Source organism: Streptomyces sp. NPDC006235 (genome assembly GCF_040613735.1).
Lineage (GTDB): Bacteria > Actinomycetota > Actinomycetes > Streptomycetales > Streptomycetaceae > Streptomyces.
Map to the genome: position 1 here is coordinate 55,685 of NZ_JBEXSR010000034.1, position 20,767 is coordinate 76,451.

23 protein-coding genes are annotated in these 20,767 nt (G+C 72.0%); 12 read left to right on the forward strand and 11 right to left on the reverse strand.

Features of this window, described 5'->3' with window-relative positions; translation table 11 throughout:
* Window positions 1–28: 28 nt before the first annotated feature.
* On the forward strand, window positions 29–361 hold the full coding sequence (locus ABZ192_RS31130; RefSeq protein ID WP_356927812.1) for a metalloregulator ArsR/SmtB family transcription factor: 333 nt from the start codon (window positions 29–31) through the stop codon (window positions 359–361).
* 34 nt (window positions 362–395) lie between these two features.
* Window positions 396–1,076 (forward strand): NAD(P)H-dependent oxidoreductase, encoded by a 681-nt coding sequence (locus ABZ192_RS31135; protein ID WP_356927813.1) that lies wholly within the window; start codon window positions 396–398, stop codon window positions 1,074–1,076.
* A 27-nt stretch (window positions 1,077–1,103) separates the two neighbouring features.
* Here the strand turns inward: ABZ192_RS31135 and mshD are convergent, their stop codons facing one another.
* Window positions 1,104–2,030, reverse strand: a complete 927-nt coding sequence (mshD, locus tag ABZ192_RS31140; RefSeq protein ID WP_356927814.1) for a mycothiol synthase — start codon at window positions 2,028–2,030, stop codon at window positions 1,104–1,106.
* A 144-nt stretch (window positions 2,031–2,174) separates the two neighbouring features.
* Between mshD and ABZ192_RS31145 the strand changes: the two genes are divergently transcribed.
* The 3 genes from ABZ192_RS31145 to ABZ192_RS31155 all read left to right on the forward strand — a co-directional run bounded on the left by ABZ192_RS31145 (window position 2,175) and on the right by ABZ192_RS31155 (window position 6,488).
* Complete coding sequence (locus tag ABZ192_RS31145; RefSeq protein WP_356927815.1) at window positions 2,175–3,998, forward strand: bifunctional metallophosphatase/5'-nucleotidase; 1,824 nt, start codon at window positions 2,175–2,177, stop codon at window positions 3,996–3,998.
* A 58-nt stretch (window positions 3,999–4,056) separates the two neighbouring features.
* A complete protein-coding gene (locus ABZ192_RS31150; protein ID WP_356927816.1) occupies window positions 4,057–5,316 on the forward strand; it encodes a DUF2993 domain-containing protein in 1,260 nt (419 codons plus the stop codon).
* A 149-nt stretch (window positions 5,317–5,465) separates the two neighbouring features.
* Window positions 5,466–6,488 carry a cellulase family glycosylhydrolase gene (locus ABZ192_RS31155; protein WP_356927817.1) on the forward strand — a complete coding sequence of 341 codons (1,023 nt, stop codon included), beginning with the start codon at window positions 5,466–5,468 and terminating at the stop codon, window positions 6,486–6,488.
* A gap of 57 nt (window positions 6,489–6,545) precedes the next feature.
* On the opposite strand, the gene ABZ192_RS31160 is transcribed toward ABZ192_RS31155, so the two are convergent.
* The 3 genes from ABZ192_RS31160 to ABZ192_RS31170 all read right to left on the reverse strand — a co-directional run bounded on the left by ABZ192_RS31160 (window position 6,546) and on the right by ABZ192_RS31170 (window position 9,169).
* Entirely contained in the window at window positions 6,546–8,606 is a 2,061-nt protein-coding gene (locus ABZ192_RS31160) for a pectinesterase family protein (RefSeq protein ID WP_356927818.1), read from the reverse strand.
* Between the two features lie 81 nt (window positions 8,607–8,687).
* Window positions 8,688–8,969 (reverse strand): hypothetical protein, encoded by a 282-nt coding sequence (locus tag ABZ192_RS31165; RefSeq protein ID WP_356927819.1) that lies wholly within the window; start codon window positions 8,967–8,969, stop codon window positions 8,688–8,690.
* A complete protein-coding gene (locus ABZ192_RS31170) occupies window positions 8,966–9,169 on the reverse strand; it encodes a hypothetical protein (protein ID WP_356927820.1) in 204 nt (67 codons plus the stop codon). Before ABZ192_RS31170 ends, ABZ192_RS31165 begins: the two co-directional genes overlap by 4 nt.
* A 137-nt stretch (window positions 9,170–9,306) precedes the next feature.
* Here ABZ192_RS31170 and ABZ192_RS31175 point away from each other — a divergent pair, with 137 nt between their 5' ends.
* A complete protein-coding gene (locus ABZ192_RS31175) occupies window positions 9,307–10,134 on the forward strand; it encodes a helix-turn-helix transcriptional regulator (RefSeq protein WP_356927859.1) in 828 nt (275 codons plus the stop codon).
* Window positions 10,131–10,328, forward strand: a complete 198-nt coding sequence (locus tag ABZ192_RS31180) for a DUF397 domain-containing protein (RefSeq protein ID WP_356927821.1) — start codon at window positions 10,131–10,133, stop codon at window positions 10,326–10,328. The genes ABZ192_RS31175 and ABZ192_RS31180 overlap by 4 nt, the downstream gene beginning before the upstream one ends.
* A gap of 15 nt (window positions 10,329–10,343) precedes the next feature.
* Here ABZ192_RS31180 and ABZ192_RS31185 read toward each other — a convergent pair whose 3' ends face one another.
* Window positions 10,344–11,273, reverse strand: coding sequence for a LysR family transcriptional regulator (locus ABZ192_RS31185; RefSeq protein ID WP_356927822.1), 930 nt, complete (start codon window positions 11,271–11,273; stop codon window positions 10,344–10,346).
* Window positions 11,274–11,289: 16 nt separating this feature from the next.
* Window positions 11,290–12,729, reverse strand: coding sequence for a PLP-dependent aminotransferase family protein (locus ABZ192_RS31190; protein ID WP_356927823.1), 1,440 nt, complete (start codon window positions 12,727–12,729; stop codon window positions 11,290–11,292).
* A 121-nt stretch (window positions 12,730–12,850) separates the two neighbouring features.
* On the opposite strand from ABZ192_RS31190, the gene ABZ192_RS31195 reads away from it, so the two are divergent.
* Both ABZ192_RS31195 and ABZ192_RS31200 read left to right on the forward strand, forming a co-directional pair.
* Window positions 12,851–13,444, forward strand: a complete 594-nt coding sequence (locus ABZ192_RS31195) for a TIGR03086 family metal-binding protein (protein ID WP_356927824.1) — start codon at window positions 12,851–12,853, stop codon at window positions 13,442–13,444.
* Window positions 13,445–13,520: 76 nt separating this feature from the next.
* Window positions 13,521–13,739 carry a hypothetical protein gene (locus ABZ192_RS31200; RefSeq protein WP_356927825.1) on the forward strand — a complete coding sequence of 73 codons (219 nt, stop codon included), beginning with the start codon at window positions 13,521–13,523 and terminating at the stop codon, window positions 13,737–13,739.
* Window positions 13,740–13,750: 11 nt separating this feature from the next.
* Here ABZ192_RS31200 and ABZ192_RS31205 read toward each other — a convergent pair whose 3' ends face one another.
* Genes ABZ192_RS31205 through ABZ192_RS31225 form a run of 5 tightly spaced genes read right to left on the reverse strand, consistent with a single transcriptional unit; the run spans window position 13,751 to window position 18,180 of the window.
* Window positions 13,751–14,449 carry an ABC transporter gene (locus ABZ192_RS31205; RefSeq protein ID WP_356927826.1) on the reverse strand — a complete coding sequence of 233 codons (699 nt, stop codon included), beginning with the start codon at window positions 14,447–14,449 and terminating at the stop codon, window positions 13,751–13,753.
* Window positions 14,437–15,951, reverse strand: a complete 1,515-nt coding sequence (locus ABZ192_RS31210; RefSeq protein WP_356927827.1) for an ABC transporter permease — start codon at window positions 15,949–15,951, stop codon at window positions 14,437–14,439. Before ABZ192_RS31210 ends, ABZ192_RS31205 begins: the two co-directional genes overlap by 13 nt.
* Window positions 15,948–16,808, reverse strand: a complete 861-nt coding sequence (locus ABZ192_RS31215) for an ABC transporter ATP-binding protein (RefSeq protein ID WP_356927828.1) — start codon at window positions 16,806–16,808, stop codon at window positions 15,948–15,950. Before ABZ192_RS31215 ends, ABZ192_RS31210 begins: the two co-directional genes overlap by 4 nt.
* Window positions 16,805–17,641, reverse strand: coding sequence for a zf-HC2 domain-containing protein (locus ABZ192_RS31220; RefSeq protein WP_356927829.1), 837 nt, complete (start codon window positions 17,639–17,641; stop codon window positions 16,805–16,807). Before ABZ192_RS31220 ends, ABZ192_RS31215 begins: the two co-directional genes overlap by 4 nt.
* The gene (locus ABZ192_RS31225) at window positions 17,638–18,180 is read right to left on the reverse strand and encodes an RNA polymerase sigma factor (RefSeq protein WP_274817377.1); all 543 of its coding nucleotides are present in this window, start codon (window positions 18,178–18,180) and stop codon (window positions 17,638–17,640) included. The genes ABZ192_RS31220 and ABZ192_RS31225 overlap by 4 nt, the downstream gene beginning before the upstream one ends.
* A 110-nt stretch (window positions 18,181–18,290) precedes the next feature.
* Between ABZ192_RS31225 and ABZ192_RS31230 the strand changes: the two genes are divergently transcribed.
* Genes ABZ192_RS31230 through ABZ192_RS31240 form a run of 3 tightly spaced genes read left to right on the forward strand, consistent with a single transcriptional unit; the run spans window position 18,291 to window position 20,559 of the window.
* The gene (locus tag ABZ192_RS31230) at window positions 18,291–18,686 is read left to right on the forward strand and encodes a GntR family transcriptional regulator (RefSeq protein ID WP_356927860.1); all 396 of its coding nucleotides are present in this window, start codon (window positions 18,291–18,293) and stop codon (window positions 18,684–18,686) included.
* The gene (locus ABZ192_RS31235; RefSeq protein ID WP_356927830.1) at window positions 18,683–19,570 is read left to right on the forward strand and encodes an ABC transporter ATP-binding protein; all 888 of its coding nucleotides are present in this window, start codon (window positions 18,683–18,685) and stop codon (window positions 19,568–19,570) included. The genes ABZ192_RS31230 and ABZ192_RS31235 overlap by 4 nt, the downstream gene beginning before the upstream one ends.
* Window positions 19,567–20,559 (forward strand): ABC transporter permease, encoded by a 993-nt coding sequence (locus tag ABZ192_RS31240; protein WP_356927831.1) that lies wholly within the window; start codon window positions 19,567–19,569, stop codon window positions 20,557–20,559. The genes ABZ192_RS31235 and ABZ192_RS31240 overlap by 4 nt, the downstream gene beginning before the upstream one ends.
* Window positions 20,560–20,767 lie beyond the last annotated feature (208 nt).

Below are 20,767 nucleotides of genomic sequence, written 5' to 3' on the forward strand. Positions count from 1 at the left end.
GTCGCACTGACGGCGAGGAGGGTGGCACATGGCCGCGACGGCGGAACTGGATGCGGGCGATCTGATCGAGGTGTTCAAGGCCCTCGGCAACCCTGCCCGTCTGCAGATCATGCAGTGGCTGAAGGATCCCGAGGCGCACTTCGGAGCGTACGAGCCGATCGCGGACCGCCGGGCGGTCGGCGTGTGCGTCACCCACATCCAGGCGAAGGCGGGACTCGCCCAGTCGACGGTCTCCAGCTACATGAGCACGCTCGAACGGGCGGGACTCGTGCGCCCCACCCGGGTGGGCAAGTGGACCCACTACCGCCGCGACGAAGAGCGGCTGACACAGCTGGCGCGGGCGATCGGCACCACCCTCTGATTGACGAATCGCGATACGTCGATATGATCTCCTCATGTCGACCTTCGCTGCTGCGCCCACAGCCCTGATCGTTCACGCCCACCCCGAGCCCCAGTCGTTCAGCACCGCCCAGATGGCCGCCGCGGCCCAGTCCCTGCGCGAGGCCGGGTACCGGGTCGACGTCCTGGACCTCTACGCCGACGGCTGGGCGCCGGTGCTCGCCCGCGAGGAGTTCGCCCCGGTGGAGGGCCCGTTCAAGCCGCAGGCCGAGCAGCTGCGGGCGGTCCGGGAAGGGACGCTCGACGCGGCCGTCAGGGCCCATCTCGACCGGCTGCTCGCCGCTGATCTGCTCGTGCTGTCGTTCCCGATGTGGTGGTTCTCGCTGCCGGCCGTCCTCAAGGGATGGGTGGACCGGGTCTTCGTGATGGGCGGAGTCTTCGGCGGGGACCACGGACTCTTCGGGGACGCGGCGCTCGCCGGGAAGCGGGCGATGCTGCTGTTCACGACCGGCGGGCCCGGCGAGTCGTTCCGTCCCGGTGGCGCCTTCGGCCCGATGGACGACTTCCTGTTCCACATCCACCGCGGAATGCTGGAGTTCGTCGGCTACCAGGTCCTGGAGCCCGTCATCACGTACGGCCCGGCCCGTATGACCGACCAGGAACGAGCCGCGGCGCTGGATGCGGTCAGGGAGTCCGTCGCACGCGTCGCGGCCGATGCCGGGGCCACCGTGGGCTGAGGCCGGCACCGGCCGGGGCCGGCACCGTCACGTCTCCGTCCGGTACATCAGATCCACCTCGTGCGTGACGAACCCCAGCCGCTCGTACACCGACACCGCCGCCGTGTTGTCGGCGTCGACGTACAGCATCGCGGTCGGCAGCCCCCGGTCCGCCAGGTGCCGCAGGCCGATCGTCGTCAGGGACTTGCCGAGGCCGCCGCCCTGGGCGCCGGGGGCGACCCCGAGGACGTACACCTCGCCCAGGCCCTCCTCGGCGTGGACCTTGGTCCAGTGGAAGCCGATGAGTTCGTCGCCGCGGAAGGCGAGGAAGAACCCCGCCGGATCGAACCACGGCTCGGCCTTGCGGTCGTCGAGGTCCCGCTGCGTGAGGGAGCCCTGCTCGGGGTGGTGGGCGAAGGCGGCGGCGTTGACGGCGAGCCAGGCCGCGTCGTCCCGGCCGGGGACGAAGGTGCGGACGGTGACGCCCTCGGGGAGGACCGGCTCGGGCGCGTCGAAACCGGTCAACGGGCGCCGCATCTGGCGCAGTTCGCGGAACAGGGTCAGGCCGAGGACCTGCGCGAGGTGCCGGGCGGCGGAGTGGCCGCCGTGCGCCCAGACCCGCAGCCGCTTGCCGGACGCGGCCAGCAGCGCGGAGCCCAGCGCCCGCCCGTGCCCCTGACCCCGGTGTCCCGGGTGCACGACCAACTCGGCGGCCGGCGGCTCCACCGGGTCGGTGTCCTCCAGCTGGGCGTACCCGACGAGTTCGCCGTCGACGGTGAGCAGCAGATGGACGATGCCCGCGCGTTCCCCGCCGCGCAGCTGCAACCGGCCCTGTTCGGAGACCGCCTGCTGTCCGTCGGTGCCGGCGGCGTCGGCGAGCAGGGCGAGGACGGCCTCGGTCTGCTCCGGGGAGAGCGCGGCATATGTGTCGATCGAGCGGGTGCGTCCGGGCCGTGCGGTGTCGTCGCTGGTCATGCGTACGAGGGTACGGGGGAGTGCCGGGAAATCGGCGGCAAGAAGCAACCAGGATGTGACCCGAAAGCTCTGTCGCGCTACGCGCGTTGACTCTAGGCTGCGCCGGACGACATCACTGTCCCAGCAGACCCACAGGGGGGGCGTATGCCAGCCACTTCACCGGCACCGGCGCACCAGGAGCGCCGCAGACGTCGTACGAACCGTCTCGTCGCTCTCGCCGCCGGTGTCGCCACCGTCGGCGCACTGGCCGCGGCGACGGTGCCCGGGTCGGCGTCGGCCGGAGAGAACCACGGCGGGGGCGGCCACTGGCCGGGCCGCTACCAGGACGTCCAGTTGCTGTCCTTCAACGACCTGCACGGCAACCTGGAGCCGCCCGCCGGCTCCTCCGGCCGGGTCACCGAACACCAGCACGACGGCACGACGAAGACCATCGACGCGGGCGGTGTCGAGTACCTCGCCACCCATCTGCGCCAGGCCCGCAAGGGCGAGAAGTACTCCATCACCGCGGCCGGCGGCGACATGGTCGGTGCCTCCCCGCTCATCTCCGGCCTCTTCCACGACGAGCCGACCATCGAGGCGCTGAACAAGCTCGACCTGGACGTCACCTCCGTCGGCAACCACGAGTTCGACGAGGGCGCCAAGGAACTGGCCCGCCTCCAGAACGGCGGCTGCCACCCGAAGGACGGCTGCTACTCGGACCAGAAGTTCACGGGCGCCGACTTCCCCTACCTGGCCGCCAACGTCCTCGACGAGAAGACGAAGAAGCCGATCCTCAAGCCCTACTGGGTGTGGAAGAAGAACGGCGTCAAGGTCGGCTTCATCGGCGTGACGCTGGAGGGCACCCCGGACATCGTCTCCGCCGAGGGCGTCAAGGGCCTGTCCTTCAAGGACGAGGTCGAGACGATCAACAAGTACGCCAAGGTGCTCCAGCGGCAGGGCGTGAAGTCGATCGTCGCGCTCATCCACGAGGGCGGCTTCCCGGCGTCGACGTCGTACAACTACGACTGCGACGCCCCGGGCGCGGGCGACGGCATATCCGGCCCGATCGTCGACATCGCCAAGAACGTCACGCCGCAGGTGGACGCGCTGGTCACCGGCCACACCCACAACGCGTACGTGTGCAACATCGCCGACCCGGCGGGCAAGCCCCGCATGGTCACCTCGGCCGCGTCCTTCGGCCGCCTCTACACCGACACCACGCTGACCTACGACCGCAAGACCGGCGACATCGCCCGTACGGCGGTGAAGTCCGCCAACCGCGTGGTCACCCGGGACGTCCCCAAGGCGCCCGACATGACCGAGCTGATCAGCAAGTGGAACACGCTGGCCGCACCCATCGGCAACAAGCCGATCGGCTACATCTCCGGCGACATCGGCAACACCGGGACCGAGTCCCCGCTCGGCGACCTCATCGCCGACGCCCAGTTCGCCCACGGCAAGCAGCTCGACCCGGAGACGGACCTGGCGCTGATGAACCCCGGCGGCATCCGGGCACCGCTGACCTACGCGGCCAAGGCCGGCGAGGGCGACGGTGTCGTGACCTACGCCGAGGGCTTCACGGTCCAGCCGTTCGCCAACACCGTGAACCTGCAGGACTTCACGGGCGCCCAGCTCATCCAGGTGCTCAAGGAGCAGGTGACCGGCCCGAACGCGGCGGCGCCGAAGGTCCTCCAGGTGTCGTCCGGCCTCACGTACACGCTGGACCTCACCAAGTCCGGCGCCGACCGGGTCGTCACCGACTCGATTCGGCTGGACGGCAAGGCCATCGACCCGGCGGCCACCTACCGCGTCGCGACGAACAGCTTCCTCGCGGGCGGAGGCGACGGCTTCCCCACGCTCGGCCAGGGCACGAACGACGTCGTCGGCGCCGACGACCTGACCGCGCTGGAGCAGTACCTCACGGCCAACTCCTCGGCCGCGAACCCGCTGTCCCCGCCGAAGGCGGACCGTATCGCGATCGTGAAGTAAATCGCATACAGGGGATTCAAGTTGCGGCCAGGGGCGGTGCGCATGGTCGGATGAGACGATGCGCACCCCCCACCGCATGGACACGCAACACCTGCCCCACGACCGGTCCGAGCATCCCCACGACCGCTCCGACCAGCCTCGCAACCCCTACGAGGAACTCGCCGCGCTCGACGACGGCCCGCTGGAGGAGACCCCTCTGGAGGACTTCCTCGGCGCGGACGCCGAGCAGCGGGACGAGGCGGAACGGGAGTGGTCGCCGCCCGACCACCGGCGTGGCGGCAGGCGTCGGCGGAATCGTTTCGCCGGGTTGCCGCTCGCGGTGAAGGCGGTGGTCGGCCTGGTCGTGCTCGCCGCCTTCCTCGCCCTCGGCGACCGCTGGGCCGTGCTGTACGCCGAGCACCGGGCCGCCGACACGCTCAAGGACCGGCTCGACCTCGCGGCCGCACCCGAGGTGGAGATCGGCGGGTTCCCCTTCCTCACCCAACTCGCCGACAAGCAGCTGGAGTCGGTGAAGGTGACCGTCCCGGACGTCGCCGCCGACCGGGTCTCCCTGGCGAAGGTGTCGGCCACGGCGCACGACATCCGGCTGGACGCCGACGGCCTCACGTCCGTGCGCGGCGCCCACGTCCCCCGGTTCGACGGGGACGTCCTGCTGTCCTTCGAGGACCTCAACCGCGAACTCGGCGCCTCCCAGGTGACGTTCACCGGCGAGGGCCGCGACCGCGTCCGCGCCGATGGCACCCTGCCCGTCGCCGGACACGACCTGCGGCTGCGCGCCGAAGCCCGGATCCAGCGGCAGGGCGAGCGGGGCATCGCCACGGAGATCGGCGGCATGCGGCTCGACATCGGGAACCTGGCCACCTACCGCCCCGGCACCCGCGCCTCCGAGGGGCTGCACCTGACGCCCAAGGGGGCCGCCGACCTCGCCCGGGAGACCCGCAAGGCCAAGGCGCTGCTCTCGGTCCCGGCCATCGTGCAGCGGATGGGCGTCCCCGAGGCGACCGTGCGCGAGGCCCTGGCCGACGACGGCAAGCTCACCGAGCTGACCGGCTCCCCGAAGTTCGCCCGCCAGGCGGAGCGCCTCAACCTCATCGACCTGGCCCTGGACAACCCGCAGGTGCTCCGCCGCATCGGCCTCGACCCCAACCTCCTCGACGAGCTGTCCGGCCTGACCCGCCCGGTCCTGGCCGACCGGCTGGCGCTGGCGTTCGAACTGCCGAAGCCGGAGCAGGGGGACGTACGGCTGGACGACGTCCGGGTGGAGGAGGACGGCATCCGGGTGCGGGTGTCGGGCTCGGACCTGAACGTGGGTTCGTAGCCCGGTACATCAGCAACCTGCGTTCCTGATGAGATTTGGTGTGCAGATGTGTTGACCTCTGTTCGAGCCCTCTTCTAGTTTGCGGGAGCCAACGAGCCGCCGATCTGTACGCGAGGTTCGCTCGAAAGTACTGCCCAGAAGGGGACGTCGTGTCACTAAAGACTCATAGGGGGACAGCCGGTCTGGGGGCGCTGCTCGCCTGCGCCACGGCCTTCGGCGGAGCTCTCGCCTCTCCCGCAGCCGCCTCCCCCACCGCCCCGCCGCCCGTCAGCGACTTCAAGGGCGTCAACTGGGCCGACCCACGCGACAACTACGCCGACGACGCGGTCGTACCCTCGGGCCTGTCCACCTCCGACAGCTACGCCACCACCTACGCCAAGTCCAAGGCGATCATCGGCGGATTCTCCAAGCTGGGCGCCAACACCGTCCGCCTCCCGGTCAACCCCACCTCCGTGAACGGCCCGTTCTGGAAGTCGTACCGGGGCGCGATCGACGCCGCCACCGCCAAGGGCTTCAAGGTCATCCTGGGCTACTGGGAGGCCGACAACGCCAAGGACGGCAAGATCGACAACCAGGCGTCCTGGAACCAGATGTGGGCGCGGATCACCTCCGCCTACGCCCGCAACTCCAAGGTGTACTTCGAGCCGATGAACGAGCCGTTCGGCTACACCGCCCAGGAGTGGACCGACATCGCCGCGAAGTGGGTGGCCTCCCACGGCAACGTGCCCCGCGACCGGATGCTGATAGGCGGGTACAAGTACAGCGAGGACGTCAAGCCGGTCTGCGCCGACCCGCGCCTCAAGGGCACCCGGATCGCGCTGCACAACTACGGCTTCTGGCACACCGACTGGACCAGCGTCGACCAGTGGAAGCAGGACTTCAAGGCACGTATCGGCGACTGCGCCTCGCGCACGATCCTCGACGAGTTCGGCGCGTCGATGACGACCGGCCTGGACTACAACGGCCCGGTCAACGGCTCCAACGAGGTCGCGTACATCCAGGCCGCGACCGACACCATCCGCGAACTGGGCCTCGGCTCGGTCTACTGGCCCGGCCTGCGCAACGGTGACACCTACTCCCTCACCACGCTCCAGGGCACGGGCACGAACCTCAGCCTGACGGTGAACAACCAGAGCGGCCTGGACCGGCTGCACTACGCCTGGAACCAGTAGGCATGGTGGCCCTTCCGGGTCCGGCGCCGCTCGTCAGCCGGACCCGGAAGGGAGCTTTCAGGAGGCCGAGGGCGTCCAGCCCGCGAGCCAGTCCGCGACCTCCTGGTTCGCGGCCTGCGCGTCGGTCAGGTGCGGCCGGTTGGAGCTCGCCGACCCCGCCCCCGCGCCGGTGTTCTTGTACTCGGCGAACCGGTCGTCCTTCCACGAGAAGCCGCTCATGTCGGTCCACGGCGTGGACTTGATCGCGGCACTCAGGCTGGTGTTGCGGACCGTGGTCTGGGGGTCGAGCGAGGCGTCACCGCCCGCGTGCCAGGGCCGGCCGAGGTAGAAGCTGCCGTTCGACACATCGCCGTTCACGGTGGAGTTGGCGATCAGGATGCCCTTGCGGTTCGCGGCGGTGCTCGGGGCGGTGACGTAGCCGGCCGAGGTGCCGTCCCAGCGCTTCTTCAGCGTGATGACGGACCTGTCGACGACGGCCGTGGCCCGCCCGAAGATGAAGTCGACGTTGCCGATGACGTAGGAATTGCTGACGTAGACCCGGCCCAGCCGGTCCTTGGCGGCGGTGTCGAGCAGCAGCGTGTCCTGGTCGCCGCTGACGATGATCCCGTCCAGGAACACCTTGTCGGCGGCGGTCCGCAGGGCGACGGCCTGGTGCCCGCTGAGCTGCTGGTTGGCCTTCTCGTCGAAGTCGTTGGAGATGGTCAGGTTGCGGGCCTGGAAGTCGTCGGCCTCGACGGCGACGGTGGCGCTGCCGCCCGTGCCGTAGGTGCCGCCGCCGGGCTTGGGCGTCCCGGAGGCGTTGTTGTAGACGATCGTCGTGTCCTTGCGGCTGCCGCCGGTGCCCTGGATGGTGACGTGCGGCTTGTTGGACGGCACCTTGACGAGCTCCCGGTACGTTCCCGGCTTGACGGCGATCACGACGCGCGACGGGTTGTTCGCCGGTACGGCGTTCACGGCGGCCTGCACGGACGTGTACTGCCCGCTGCCGTCCTTGGCCACGGTGAGAGTGGTCGCCTGGGCGGCCTTGGTGGAGGCGGCGGCGGTCTTGCCGACGGAAGCGCGGGGCCCGGCGCCGGACTTGAGGATCGACGGCAGGTCGGCGGCCTTGTCGAGGGAGTACGGGTAGTAGGTCTTCGGGTCGAAGGCGGTCCCGCCGCTCTCGTTGCGTCCGCTGGTGCCGGAGAAGGAGTTCCCGCGCTGGACGATGGCGGCGCCGCTGTCCTTGATGACGGGGTTCTTGACGCCCTGGAAGAGGGAGTTCTCCAGGACCATCTTCGTCGCGCCGCGCGAGTAGTTGCCGTACGACGACTTGATGTCGGTGCCCGGGGCGTCCTCCAGGAAGTTGTTGTAGAGGTGGGCGTGGGCGGCGTTGTCCGTGGACGGGTTGCGCTGCTCGGTCTCGCGGATCCAGTTGTGGTGGATCGTGATGTCCGTCTTGACGTTCTCGGTCCAGCCGATGCCGAAGGTCTTGTTGTTGTCGCTCAGCTTGTTCCAGGAGACGGTGACGTTCGTGCTGTCCTTGCGGACGTCGATGAGCCCGTCGGCCATGTGCCGCAGATCGTTGTGGTCGATCCAGACGTGATGCGCGCCGTCCATCTGGATCGCGTCGAAGTCGTGGTCCTTGTCGTTCCACACACCCTGGTACGAGTCCCGGATGGTCAGGTTCCGGATGATCACGTTGTGCACGCCCTGGCCGAGGAAGAACCCACCGCCGACGATGTGCCCGGAGGTCCCGGACCCGACGATGGTCTTGTCGGACTGCACTTTGATCTCTTTGCCGACCGGGTTCATGTTGATCGTGCCGGCGACGACGATGACGTACGGCTCGGCGGCCGTGGCGTACTTCTCCAGCTCGGCCTGCGTCTTCACGGTGACGATCTGGCCGCCGCGCCCGCCGTACGTCCCGTTCTGCCCGAGGGAGTTGACGGAGGCGAACCCGTCGGCGGTGTCGGTGGCCCAGGACGGGGCGGCGGCGGAGGCCTGCTGACCGGTGAAGCCGAGGACGCCGAGGTCGGTGCCGTAGGCGAGGGTGCCGGCGGCGGTCAGGGCCAGCGGCACACCGACCGCCAGGGCCGTGCGGCTTCTGCGGTGCCGGGGCTTGCTGCGCAGCTCACTCATGCGGCGAATCCGTTCCGTGCGGGGGGGATGATCCGGGGGTGGGTCGCCGCTGGGGGTGGAAAGGTTGCCGCGTTAGGAGCCTTATTTGGTAGGGGACTTGAGGTCGAGGCGCTCCCCGCGACTGACTGCGACGCGCAGCACGTCTCCCAGGGACTCCACCGCCCTTGTCAGTGCGAAGCGCACGGCGCGTTCACCGGCCTTGGAGTCCCCGAGTACGGCCTTGGCGCCCGCGAGCACCTGCTCGGCGGAGGCGAGTTGAGCGTCCTCGACGTCGTCGGCGAGCCGCGAGAGGAGGCTGTCCGGGTCGTCGGTGGAGAGGTAACAGGGCTTGCCCTCGGTGCCGGTCCAGGGGAGCAGCCTCATGCGAAGACCTCCACGGTGTTGAGGTACGGCCGTACGAGGGGGGTGTCCATGACCAAGGGCTCCTCCCTGGCGAGGGGTCGGGCAGCGGGTGTCGGCGGCGGTGGGGCGGCCGTGGCTCGGTGACGTCCTCGGGCGGGCAGCAGGCTCCGCACGACGAGGAGCAGGACCGACTCGCAGAGTCCAGCGATGCGCAGGCGCACGGAAGCGTCCCTTCTCAGGGCAGGAGGGGGTTTGGCGAGCGGTGATTACCGATCGTGCCTTCATCGTCACTGGTCGCGCGTACGCTGCGGAAGGGGCCAGGTGTTGCCTGGCGCTCCAGGCAACGGTGAGGGGTGACGTGGGCGAAGTGGTTGACGGGGACGGGGAGTCGGGACGCGCTGTCCTGGGGCGAACGCTGAAGTACTTGCGGGAGCACGCGGGAAAAACGCTGGGGCAGTTGGCCGACGAGACCGGGTACGACAAGAGCTACTTGAGCCGCTTGGAGTCAGGCGAGCGGCTGTCCAAGCTGGCTGTCATGGAAGACCTGGACACCTACTACGGGTGCGGTGACCTGCTGGTTCGTCATTGGAGGATCGCTCGGTACGACGCTTTCAAGGACAAGTACAAGAGGTACATGGCCTTGGAGGCGACAGCGCGTCTTCTGCACGTGTACACACCGGACGTTCCAGGACTGCTTCAGACGGAGGAGTTCGCCAGGGAGGTGTTGTCTGGCCCTCAGGCAACAGCTGGCAACGGCGATGAAGTCGAGGAACAAGTGGCCGCGCGCATGGGACGCCAGCTCCTACTCCGCAAGGACCCGGCACCCGGTGCCCGTTTCATCGTCGACGAGTCGGCTTTGCGCCGCTCCTCCGCCAACGCGGACACCTGGAAGGCCCAGTTGCTGCACATCGAGGCCGCCGCCCAGTGGCCGAACGTCGTCATCCAGGTGCTGCCCTTCTCAGCAGGGGTGCACCACCTCATGGGCAAGGGATCCTTGACCCTTCTCTGGCAAGAGGACGGGAGTGCCGTGGCCTATACAGAAGGCCACAGCTATGGCCTGTTGATGGACGATCCAGAGGAAGTCCTGCACCACCGTTTGTCCTACGATCAGTTGAGGGATCTGGCGCTGTCCCCGTCGGACTCACTGAGGTTCATCAGGGACGTACTGGAGGAGCACGGATCATGAAGCCCACCCTCGATCTCACCACCGCTGCTTGGCGCAAGTCGTCCTACAGCGACGGGGGCGCCAACAACTGCCTGGAGGTCGCCGACAACCACCCCGGCATCATCCCCGTCCGCGACAGCAAGCAGCCGCACGGCCCGATACTCGTGTTCGGCGCAAGCCCCTGGGCGTCGTTTCTCACGTACGTCACCAAGTAACCGTCGACTCTCGACTCACCTCGCCCAACTCGGCTTCCAGACCTCCCCCTCGGTCAGCCGCGGCCGGGTCGCCAGCAGGTGGTCGCGCAGGGCCGCCAGGCCGGGATGCGGATTGTCCGTGCGCCAGAGGAGGGAGTGCGGGTAGACCGGGGCCGGGTCGCGCAGGGGGACGAGGCGCAGGTCGTGGTCGGCCGGCCAGACCAGAGGGGTCCGTTCGCTGAGGAAGGTCGCCAGGGTCGAGGAACCGGCGATGGTGTCGAGGAGGGCCTCGATGCCGAAGTTGGGGCCGATGGTGTCGATGTCCGGGCCGAAGGTCTCGGCGAGTTCGTCGTAGTAGGCCGACCACTCCGTGCCGGGCGCGTTGCCCGGCATCCAGATCCGCTGCCCGGCCAGTTGCGCGGGTGTCACCGACGCGGCTCGGGCGAACTCGTGGTGGGGGCCGACGCACAGGCGCATCGGCTCGTCCAGGACGGGGACGGCCTCGATGCCGTCGGGGAGCCGGCGCCCGGGCATGGTGACCGCACGGAACGTCGCGTCGACGGCCCCGTCCCGCACGGCGGCCACCGCCGTGTCCGCGTCGAAGAGCGTGACGACGTCCAGGGCGATCTCCGGGTGCGCCCGGTGGAAGTCCCGTACCAGCCCGGCCGTGGCGACCCGGCGCCCCACGACGTCCACCCGCAGCGCGCGCTCCCCGGGACGCACGGCCGCCACCGCCCGCTCCTCCGCCTGCAGCAGGGCCCGGGCGTGCGGCAGGAGCACCTGCCCGTCGATGGTGAGCTCCGCGCCGCGCGGCGTCCGCACCAGCAGCCGCACCCCCAGGTCCTTCTCCAGCGCGGCGATCCGCTTGGAGACCGCCTGCTGGGTGAGCGACAGATCGATGGCGGCTTTCTGGAACTGCCCCGCGTCGGCGATCGCCACGAAGGCCCGTACGGCTTTGAGGTCCACGGAGACAGCCTTCCACTCATGGACCGAGTACGCGGCGTAGGCCCGGCTCGACGTCCGGGGCGCTGATCCCGCCGTAGCCGAAGACGAAGCCCGGGCGTGCGGAACGGTTCGCGGCGATCTCCGCCAGGGTGTGGACCGCCACGCCGGACGCCCGGGCCCGGCGGGCGCGGTCCGCGAGGGCGTCGGGGTCGGCGAGGCGGCCTCGGGTGAACGCGGTCACGTGCAGGCCCGCGGCGGACGGCAGCAGCTCGGACACGTCCGCGAAGTGGTCGGCCAGCGTGCGGGTGACGGCTCGGTGTCTGGTCGCGTACGTGTGCTGCATCCGGCGGATGTGCCGGGCGAGCAACCCGTCGTCGACGAAGCGGGCGAGGGCCGCCTGGGTGGGGACCGCCGTGTGCCAGTCGGCGGTGTACTTGGCGGTGCGCAGTGCCGTGCGCAGCGGGGCGGGCGCCACCAGGAAGCCGACGCGCAGGGAGGGCAGCATCACTTTGGAGAACGACCCCACGTAGATGACGTGTCCGTCCCGGTCCAGACCGTGCAGTGTCTCGACCGGCCGCCCGCCGAACCGGAATTCGCTGTCGTAGTCGTCCTCGATCACTGCCGTGCCGTGCCGCCGCGCCCACCGCAGCAGCGCCGCTCTGCGCCGCAGGGACATCGGCATCCCGAGCGGGAACTGGTGGGCGGGGGTGACGTACACGGCGCGGGTGTCCGGCGGGATGGCGTCCACCAGCAGGCCCTCGGCGTCCACCGGTATGCCCGTGACCTCGGCGCCCTGCGCCAGGAACGGCAGCCTGGCCGGTGGGTAGCCGGGCTCTTCCACGGCCACCCGGTCGCCCGGTTCGAGCAGCACCCGCCCGATGAGGTCCAGGGCCTGCTGCGTGCCGGTGGTCACCAGCACGTCGTCCGGACCGGTCCGCACGCCGCGGGAGAGTCCGATGTGCCGAGCGAGCGCGGCCCGCAGCCCGGCGTGGCCGGCCGGATCGCCGTACCCGACCGCCCCGTCCGCCGAAAGGCGCAGTTCCCGGGCGATCAGGGGACGCCAGGTGTCGTACGGGAAGAGCCGGGCATCCGGCAGGCCGACCCGGAAGTCGTGGGCCGCCGTGGTCGGTCCCGTGAACTCCGGGCCCGCCCAGGGGGACAGGCCCGCCCACACAGAGCGGGGGCGCAGTCCCGAGGTGGTGGTGCCGGTGGCGGTCGCCGCCCCGGGCGTGGGCAGGCCCGTCGTACGCACGTAGGTCCCGGAGCCGACCCTGCTGTCCGCGTAGCCCTCGGCGACGAGCCGTTCGTAGGCGACGCCGACGGTGTTGCGGGCCACCTCGAGGCGACGGGCCAACTCCCGGGTCGGGGGCAGCGGGTCGCCGGGGAGCAGCAGTCCGTCGTGGATGGCGGTGCGCAGCCGGCGGTAGATCTGGCCTGACAGGTCGCGCCGCCCGTCGAGCCTGATGTGCACGTCCATCCCGGGTCACCGCTCCTTCGGCTCGTCCGCTGCTGCTGACTGTCTGACCGGCGATTGGCTCAATCAGTTGGCAGGTTATTGGCTCTGGGGCTGAACCGCTGAGTGAAATTACGCTCCGGCCATGGACATACGACGACTGGATCACCAGGCACTGTTACTGACCGGGGAGACGGTCTCCCGGGTCAAGACCGACCACTTGAGGCTGGCGACGCCGTGCGCGGACTGGACCCTGTACGGCCTCCTGCGCCATCTGGTCAGCCAGAACGAGGGGTTCGCCGCCTCCGCCCGCGGCGCGGGTGAGCCGTGGGCCGTGTGGCGAGACGGCGATCTCGGTGACGCCCCGGCCGCGGCGTACGAGGCGTCGGCGGACGAGGTCACCGCGGTGTTCGCGGAGGACGATGTGCTGGAGCGGCGGTTCGCGCTGCCCGAGGTGGGCGAGGGCTTCGCCGTCCCCGGACGGATCGCGATCGGCTTCCACCTGCTCGACTACGTGGTGCACGCCTGGGACATCGCGGTGACGATCGGCGCCCCGTGGGAGCCCGCCGCCGAACTCACAGCCGCCGCGCTGCGCGTCGCCGCCCTGGTGCCGGACGAGGGCCGGGGGGCCGGTGCCGCGTTCCGCCGACGGATCGCCGTACCCGACGACGCCCCGCCGGGCGAGAGGCTGCTCGCCCTGCTCGGCCGCGACCCGTCCTGGACGCCGGCGCCGTGCTGAGGGGCCGCTGGTGCCGGGACCCGGCCGGGGAACGGCTCGGTGACACCGCTGGCCGCAGCTCGACGGAGCGGTCGGCATGTGGTTGGGGACCGGGCGGCGGGCCCTGGCGGAGTTCGTACGCCTGCCGGAGCATGTCGCGATCATGAACCAGTACCGTCGGCGAGGCACAATCAGGTCGGTGATCCTTGAGTACGAGAGCCTCGACACGGCGCGGATCCGGCGGGACGCGGAGGCATGGCTGACGTCGGACGATCACCGCCGTGCCGTGCGGGGGACGCCACGGCGGATGACCTGACCAGGGGCTTCTCAGCCCTGGGGCCGGGATCGGGAGGCGCCTTCGCCACCCACCCGCCGCACGTCTCCCGCCGGCCGCAGGCCGCCGGCCCGTCGCCGCAACGGCTCCACCGACCCCAGCGCCCCGACGAGCACCGCCCCGGCCAGCACCACCGCCCACCGGTCGTGCGCCGCCGCCCACCGGTCGTCCTGCACCGGTACGAACAGCGCCCACCGTCCGGGCCAGAACAGCGCGGCCAGTACCGCCGAGGTCAGCAGACCGGCCGCGACCGGCGGGCCGGGCCGTGCGGCCTCGCTGCAGCGCACCGCGACCGCCGCACCGGCCACCGCCAGGGCGAAGGCCGCCCCGGCCTCCAGCGTGATGTCGGCGACCGGTGGCCGCCGGTCCGGCGGCACGAGCAGCAGTGCTGCCGTCCACCAGGCCGCCGTGGCGGGCACGACGAGGGCCACCCGCAGCGCGACGCGGACCGGGCGCGGGACCGGCACGGTGGCCGTGGTGTGCCGGGCCGGGTCGTCCAGGAGGAAGACCAGGCCCAGCGCGAAGGCCAGGACGGCGGCGCGCAGCAGGTGCAGCGAGAGGCGCTCGCCCGTCTCCCCGGTGATCCGGGAGAGCGCGGCGAGCAGCAGTCCCGCCGCGCCGGCCGTGCCGACCACGCCCAGGGGCAGAATCCGGCAGACCGGGAGGACCAACTCCCGTGTCACTCGGAGCACTTGTCGTCCCCCTCGGGCGCGGGCACGCCCAGCAGCCGCGCCGCCCGGGCCGCCGTCACCTTCGGCTCGGTCAGTTCGGCCCAGTGGGACTTCACGCGGGCGGTGACCTCGCCGCGGGGCCGGTCCAGCAGCTCGCGCAGCACCTCCGTCTGGGCGGCCGTCATGTACAGCCCGTCGGTCGGCTGGAGCACGTAGGCCGAGCCCGTCACACTGTCGCCGAGGCGGACGCGGCGCAGGGCCGCCACCGGGTCGGACTCCCCGCCCAGGGCCAGCCACATGACAGTCACCATGCGGCCGTCGCACATCGACGTCGACGCCTTCTCGCTCCCCGCGACCAGCACACCGGCCACGGCCGCCGAGAACTCGGGGACGCGGTTCCCGCCCCACCGGGTGCCCACGGTCACCTCGTACGGACGTTCCAGGGGCGTCAGCGCGCTGTCGCCGGAGAGCCCGTAACGGGCCTCGATCCGTTGCCGTACGACGATCTTCTGCTGATGGGCGCTGCCACCGGCCAGGGACCGCACCCGGTCCACGACCCCGGCCCAGTCCGCGACCCGCGGCCCCCACTCGGGGAACGCGCAGTACGTCGCCCCGTTCCGCCGGACACAGGTCTGCACCTGGTCCGGGTGCGCGGTGGCCCGCTCTCGGGCCTTGACCAACTCGGGCGAGTCGCCGCCGGACTGGGCGACCCCGCCCACCAACGTCATGGCCACCGCCCCGGCGACCCCGGCCATCACCGGCGGCTTGCGGCCACCGGCGACCAGTACCGCGACCAGGCCCGCGCACAGTGCCAGCCCGGCCAGATACAGCGCGTGCCAGGCGGCGGGCCGGCCGATGAGGTCGGACGGCAGTGTGCCGGTGGTCGGCTCGACGACCACCGGCATGAGCCAGCGGGTCACGCCGTCGCTCGGGCCGCCCGTGAAGAACATGAGCGAGAGCAGGAAGAACACGACCGTCAGCGGGGCGGCGATCGGCGACTTCACCAGCTGGGCCATGAGCAGTCCGACCAGCCCGGACAGCAGCACGATCAGCGGCCCCACGAGCAGTTCGGCCACCGAGCCGTGCCCGATCGCCCCGGGCCTGAGCGCCTCCCGGCCGAACTCCGCGGCCACACACACGGCGGTGAGCAGGGCGACGGCCACGACCGACAGCGCGTGGGCGACCGTACGCCGCCACGGCGGGAGGACCAGCACCGAGAGGTGATGCTCCGTCCCGTGCCGCCGTGAGCGCAGCGCGGCGTGGTTGACGGACAGCAGGACCGCCAGGCCGACCAGCAGCGGCGCGCTCTGGGTGGCGCGGTCGACGTCCTGGAGGGCCGGGTAGCCGTCCCAGTCCTTCCCGCCGCGCCACACGGTCCAGCCGATGTAGACGACGAAGGCGATGACCACCGGCAGCCTCGTCAGCAGCCGGCGCGTCTCGAACAGGGCCAGGGCCGCCACGGCCGCTCCCGGGGACCCGGGCCGCACATCGGACACGACCGGCTTCTCCACCACCGCGGTCATGCCGCCACCTCCACGGCGTCGCCGTCGAGGGTGAGCAGGTAGCCGTCCTCCAGGGTGGGTTCGAGCAGCTCGGCGCCGTCCGGCGGATCCCCGACGTTGCGGAAGGACCCGGTCCCCGTACGCCACCCGGCCTTGGCGCCCGGATCGCGCTCCGTGCTGCTCCACACCCGCCCGGCGGCCCGGGCCGTCAGCTCGGCCGGAGTGCCCTCGAACCGGACCCGGCCCCCGGCCATGACCAGCACCCGGTGGCACAGCATCGCCACGTCCTCCGTCTGGTGGGTCGACAGCAGCACCGTGCGTCCCTCCCCGGCCCCCGCGATCAGCTCCCGGAACCGCATGCGCTGCTCGGGGTCCAGCCCGACGGTGGGCTCGTCCAGCACCAGGAAGCCGGGGTCACCGACCAGGGCGGCGGCCAGGGCGACCCGCTGCCGCATGCCGCCGGACAACTTGCGGATGTGCTTGCTCCGCACGTCGGCGAGCCCCACCTCGTCGAGCACGCGCCGCACCTCGCGGTGCCGGGCGGCCCGGTCGGTCATCTCCTTGAGGATCGCCACGTAGTCGACGAACTCGAAGGCGGTGAAGTCCGGGTGGAACCCCGGTGTCTGCGGCAGATAGCCCAGCCTGCGCCGTACCTCCTGCCTGCCGCGCGCGGTGCCGGGGTCGTGCCCGAGCACGGTGAAGGCGCCCCGGTCGGCGGGCAGGGCCGTGGCCAGGACCCGCAGCAGCGTGGTCTTGCCGGCGCCGTTGGGCCCGAGCAGCCCGGTGACGCCGCCGGTCAGCCGCAGCGACACGTCGTCGAGAGCCCGGGTGCCGCCGTAGCGGAGGCTGAGCCCGGAGGCGGACACGGTCGGAGTCATACGGCACGTCCCTGGAAGAGGTCGAAGCGGTCACGGAAGAGGAAGAGCAGCCCGGCGGCGAGCGCGGCGACCAGCGCCGCCACGCCCTGCCCGGCGACGGTGAACGGCGCGAGCGGCACGTCGGGGCCGGCGCGCAGGGCTTGGGCCAGCACCAGCAGCCCGACCCACGCCCCACCGGCGAGCGACGGCGCGAGTACCGGCCCCAGCCGGGGCGTCAGCGCGAGCCCGGTCGCGGTGAGCGCGAGTGCGGGCAGCAGCCAGGCCAGGGCGCGCAGCCCGTACGCGGGCAGCGCGAGCGTCGCGAGGCCGTTCAGGCCCAGCACCACGCCCAGCACGGCCACCGTCCGGATCATCAGCAGCCGGAACCCGTGCATCGGCGCGACGACGGCCATCTCGTACGTCGGATCCAGCGCGGGCCCGTACGACAGCGCCACCCCCGCCAGCGGCAGCAGCGGCGCGAGCGCGAGGAACAGCGTGGGGAACCCCCCGCCGTGCGCGACATGCCCCGCCCCGACGCTCAGCAGGAGCACGACGACGACGGCCCCGAGCCACGACCGCCGCAGCACCGGCGCCGCCGCCAGCAGCCGCGCGGTGTGCCCGGCCACCCCGAACCGCACCAGCAGCGACTCCAGCAGCCCCACCCGGGGTGCGTCGAGCTCGGCGTCGAGCCGCTCCCACCCCGCGTCGAGCGCGACCGGGTCACTCACCTCGGCGAGCACGCCCCGGCACGCGGCGCAGGCGCCCAGGTGCGCGTCGGCGGACCACAGGGCCGGTGCCGCCAGCTCACCCCGCGCGTAGGCGCGCAGATCCTCTTCAGGCACGTGCCAGCTCATGCCAACGCCTCCCGCAGCTGCTTGCGGGCCCGCATCGCCCGCGTCTTGACCGTCCCCGGCGGAATCCCCAGCAGCACGGCGGCCTCCCGGGTCGTCAGGCCGTCGATGACGGTCGCCTGCAGCACCGCCCGCAGCTCCGGCGACAGCCGGACCAGCGCGCCGGCGAGGTCCCCGTGCTCCACCCCCGCGAGCACGCGCTCCTCCGCCGACACCTCGTCCCGGTGCCGCAGCCGCGCCAGCGCCTGCCGCAGCCGCCCGCGGGCTCCGTCACCGCGCAGCGCGTCCACCAGCCGCCGTGACCCGATGCGCCACAGCCACCCGGCCACATCGCCCTCCTCCCGGTAGCGGGCCTTGCCCCGCCACACCGCGAGGAACGTCTCCTGCACGACGTCGTCGACGACACCCACGTCGGCGCACCGGCCCCGCAGCCGGGCCCGGAGCCACGGCGCGTACCGCCGGTACAGCTCCTCGAAGGCACGCCGGTCGGCGTCCGCGGCGACGGCCCGCAGCAGCTCCCCGTCGCTTCTCGTTTCGCTCACGTCTCCTCATCGGACCGCCCGGCTCGAACGGTTCACGAAAGCACGCTTGACTTTCCGACCCCCTTCCACCACCCTTTCACTACTCAATTAGTGAAAGGGTGGTGGAAGCAGTGGTCGAGTACCGCATCGACCGGCGCAGCGGTGTGGCCACCTACGTCCAGATCGTCCAGCAGACCAAACAGGCCCTGCGCCTGGGGCTCCTCGAACCGGGCGACAAGCTGCCCACGGCCCGCGAGGTCGTCGAGGCCACCGCCATCAACCCGAACACCGTTCTCAAGGCCTACCGGGAACTGGAGCGCGAGGGCCTCGTCGAAGCCCGCCGCGGACTCGGCACGTTCGTCCGCAGGTCCCTGGGCACCGCACCCGCCGACTCGCCGCTGCGCGCGGAGCTGGAGGCATGGGCGGTCCGGGCCCGCGGGGCCGGGCTGGAGCGCGACGACGTGGACGCCCTCTTCACTTCCGTACTCGACACACACTTCGCACACGTCAAGGGGGACCAGGCATGATCGACACCGCCATCGAGGCGGCGGCGCTGGGCAGGAGGTTCGGCAGACGCCGCAGGCCTGCCCTGGACGGCTGCTCCTTCCGGCTCCCCGCGGGCCGCGTGTGCGCCGTCGTCGGACCGAACGGCGCCGGCAAGTCCACCCTGCTCACGTTGGCCGCCGGGCTGCTCAGGCCCAGCGAGGGCACGATCACCGTGCTCGGCCGCACCCCGGCGGCGGCCCGCGAGCACCTCGCCTACGTCGCCCAGAACAAGCCCCTGCACCCCCAGCTCACCGTCACCGGCACGCTCCGCCTGGGCCGCGACCTCAACCCCCGCCGCTGGGACGCCCGGGCCGCCGAGCGGATCGTCGCGGAGGGCGACCTCGACCCGGACGCCAAGATCCGCTCCCTCTCCGGCGGCCAGCGCACCCGCGTCGCCCTCGCCCTCGCCCTCGGCAAGCGCCCCGAGCTGCTGCTCCTGGACGAGCCCATGGCCGACCTCGACCCGCTCGCCCGGCACCAGCTGATGGCCACGCTCATGGCCGACGCCGCCGACCGCGGCACCACGGTCGTCATGTCCTCGCACGTCGTCGCGGAGCTGGAGGGCTCCTGCGACCACCTGCTGCTGCTCGGCGCCGGCCGGGTCCGGCTCTCCGGACCGCTGGACGACCTGCTCGCCGCGCACACCCTGGTCACGGGCCGGGCCGGCGACAGCCTCGACCCGCACACCGTGGTCGAGTCCCGCACCACCGGCCGCCAGCTGACCGCCCTGGTCCGGCCCGCGGGACCGCTCGGCGCGGGACGGCAGACCGACCGGCCGTCGCTGGAGGAACTCGTCCTCGCCCACCTGCGCTCCCCCGACGCCCCGGAACTCCTGCTCGACACCGCCCAGGGGGCCGCCGCATGACCGCCGTGACCGTCCACACCCCCACCTCCGCCGAGCGGTTCCCGCGACCGCACGGCCTGGTCCTGGCCGTGCTCCGGCTGCACCGCTCGGCCCTGTGGTTCTGGCTGATGCTGGTGACGGTGGCCGCCGGCACGCTGCTCTGGGCGACGTTCCCGGGCGCGGACGCCGCCTGGGCCGAGTACACGGGCATGGGCTGCGACCGGCCAAGCCCGAACCTGGGCTGCGACGACCCTGGTCCTGCGAACGTCCGGTACCAGACGGCCGTGACGTTCGGCACCGGCGTCCTCGGGATCCTCCCGCTGCTCACCGGGGCCTGGGCGGGCAGTGCGCTCATCGGGCGCGAACTGGAGAACGGCACCGCCCAGCTGGCCTGGACCCAGTCGGTCACGCCGGCCCGCTGGCTGGCCGCCAAGCTCGCGGTCCCGGCCCTGCTGCTCACGGTGGGCACGCTCGCGCTGACGCTGCTGCACCGCGTGCTGTGGTCGTCGAACAGCACGCTGCTCGGCGCCATGGACTGGCGCGAGTGGCACGACAACGGCGCCTTCCAGGCCAACGGCACCGTCGCCACCGCCCAGGCCCTCGCCGCCCTGGCCGTCGGCGTCCTGGCGGGCCTGCTGCTGCGCCGGACGCTGGCCGCCCTCGGCGTCGCGGTCCTGGCCGCCGCGTCCCTGGTGTACGTCCTCGACGACCTGCGCCCGCACCTGTGGCCGACGCAGACCGTCACGGCGGCCCCGGGCCGGTTCCTCGGCTCCGACGGCATGGTCGTCGAGGACGGCGCCCTGACCGCCACCGGCGCCCGCGTCCCGTTCCCGGCGTGCATGGGCGACCCCGGGTGCGCGAACGGGACCGGCATCACCGGCTACTACGCCGACTACCACCCGGCCTCCCACTTCTGGCCCCTCCAGCTCGTGGAGACCGGCATCCTCCTCGCCGTCGCCGCCCTGGCGGCCGGGGCCGCCTTCGCCCTCCTGGCCCGCCGCCTCCCCTGAACCGGGCCTGCGCGTCCTTCCACCGGGGGGACGGACGCGCGGCCTGCCCGGCCCCCGGGGGACGGACGCGCGGCCCGCCCGGACCCGGGGGCGATCGGGCGCGGCCGCCCGGACGTGGGACGGACGCGCGGCCCGCCCGGACCCAGGGGCGATCGGGCGCGGCCGCCCCGACCCGGGACGGATACGCGGCCCGCCCCGACCCAGGGAC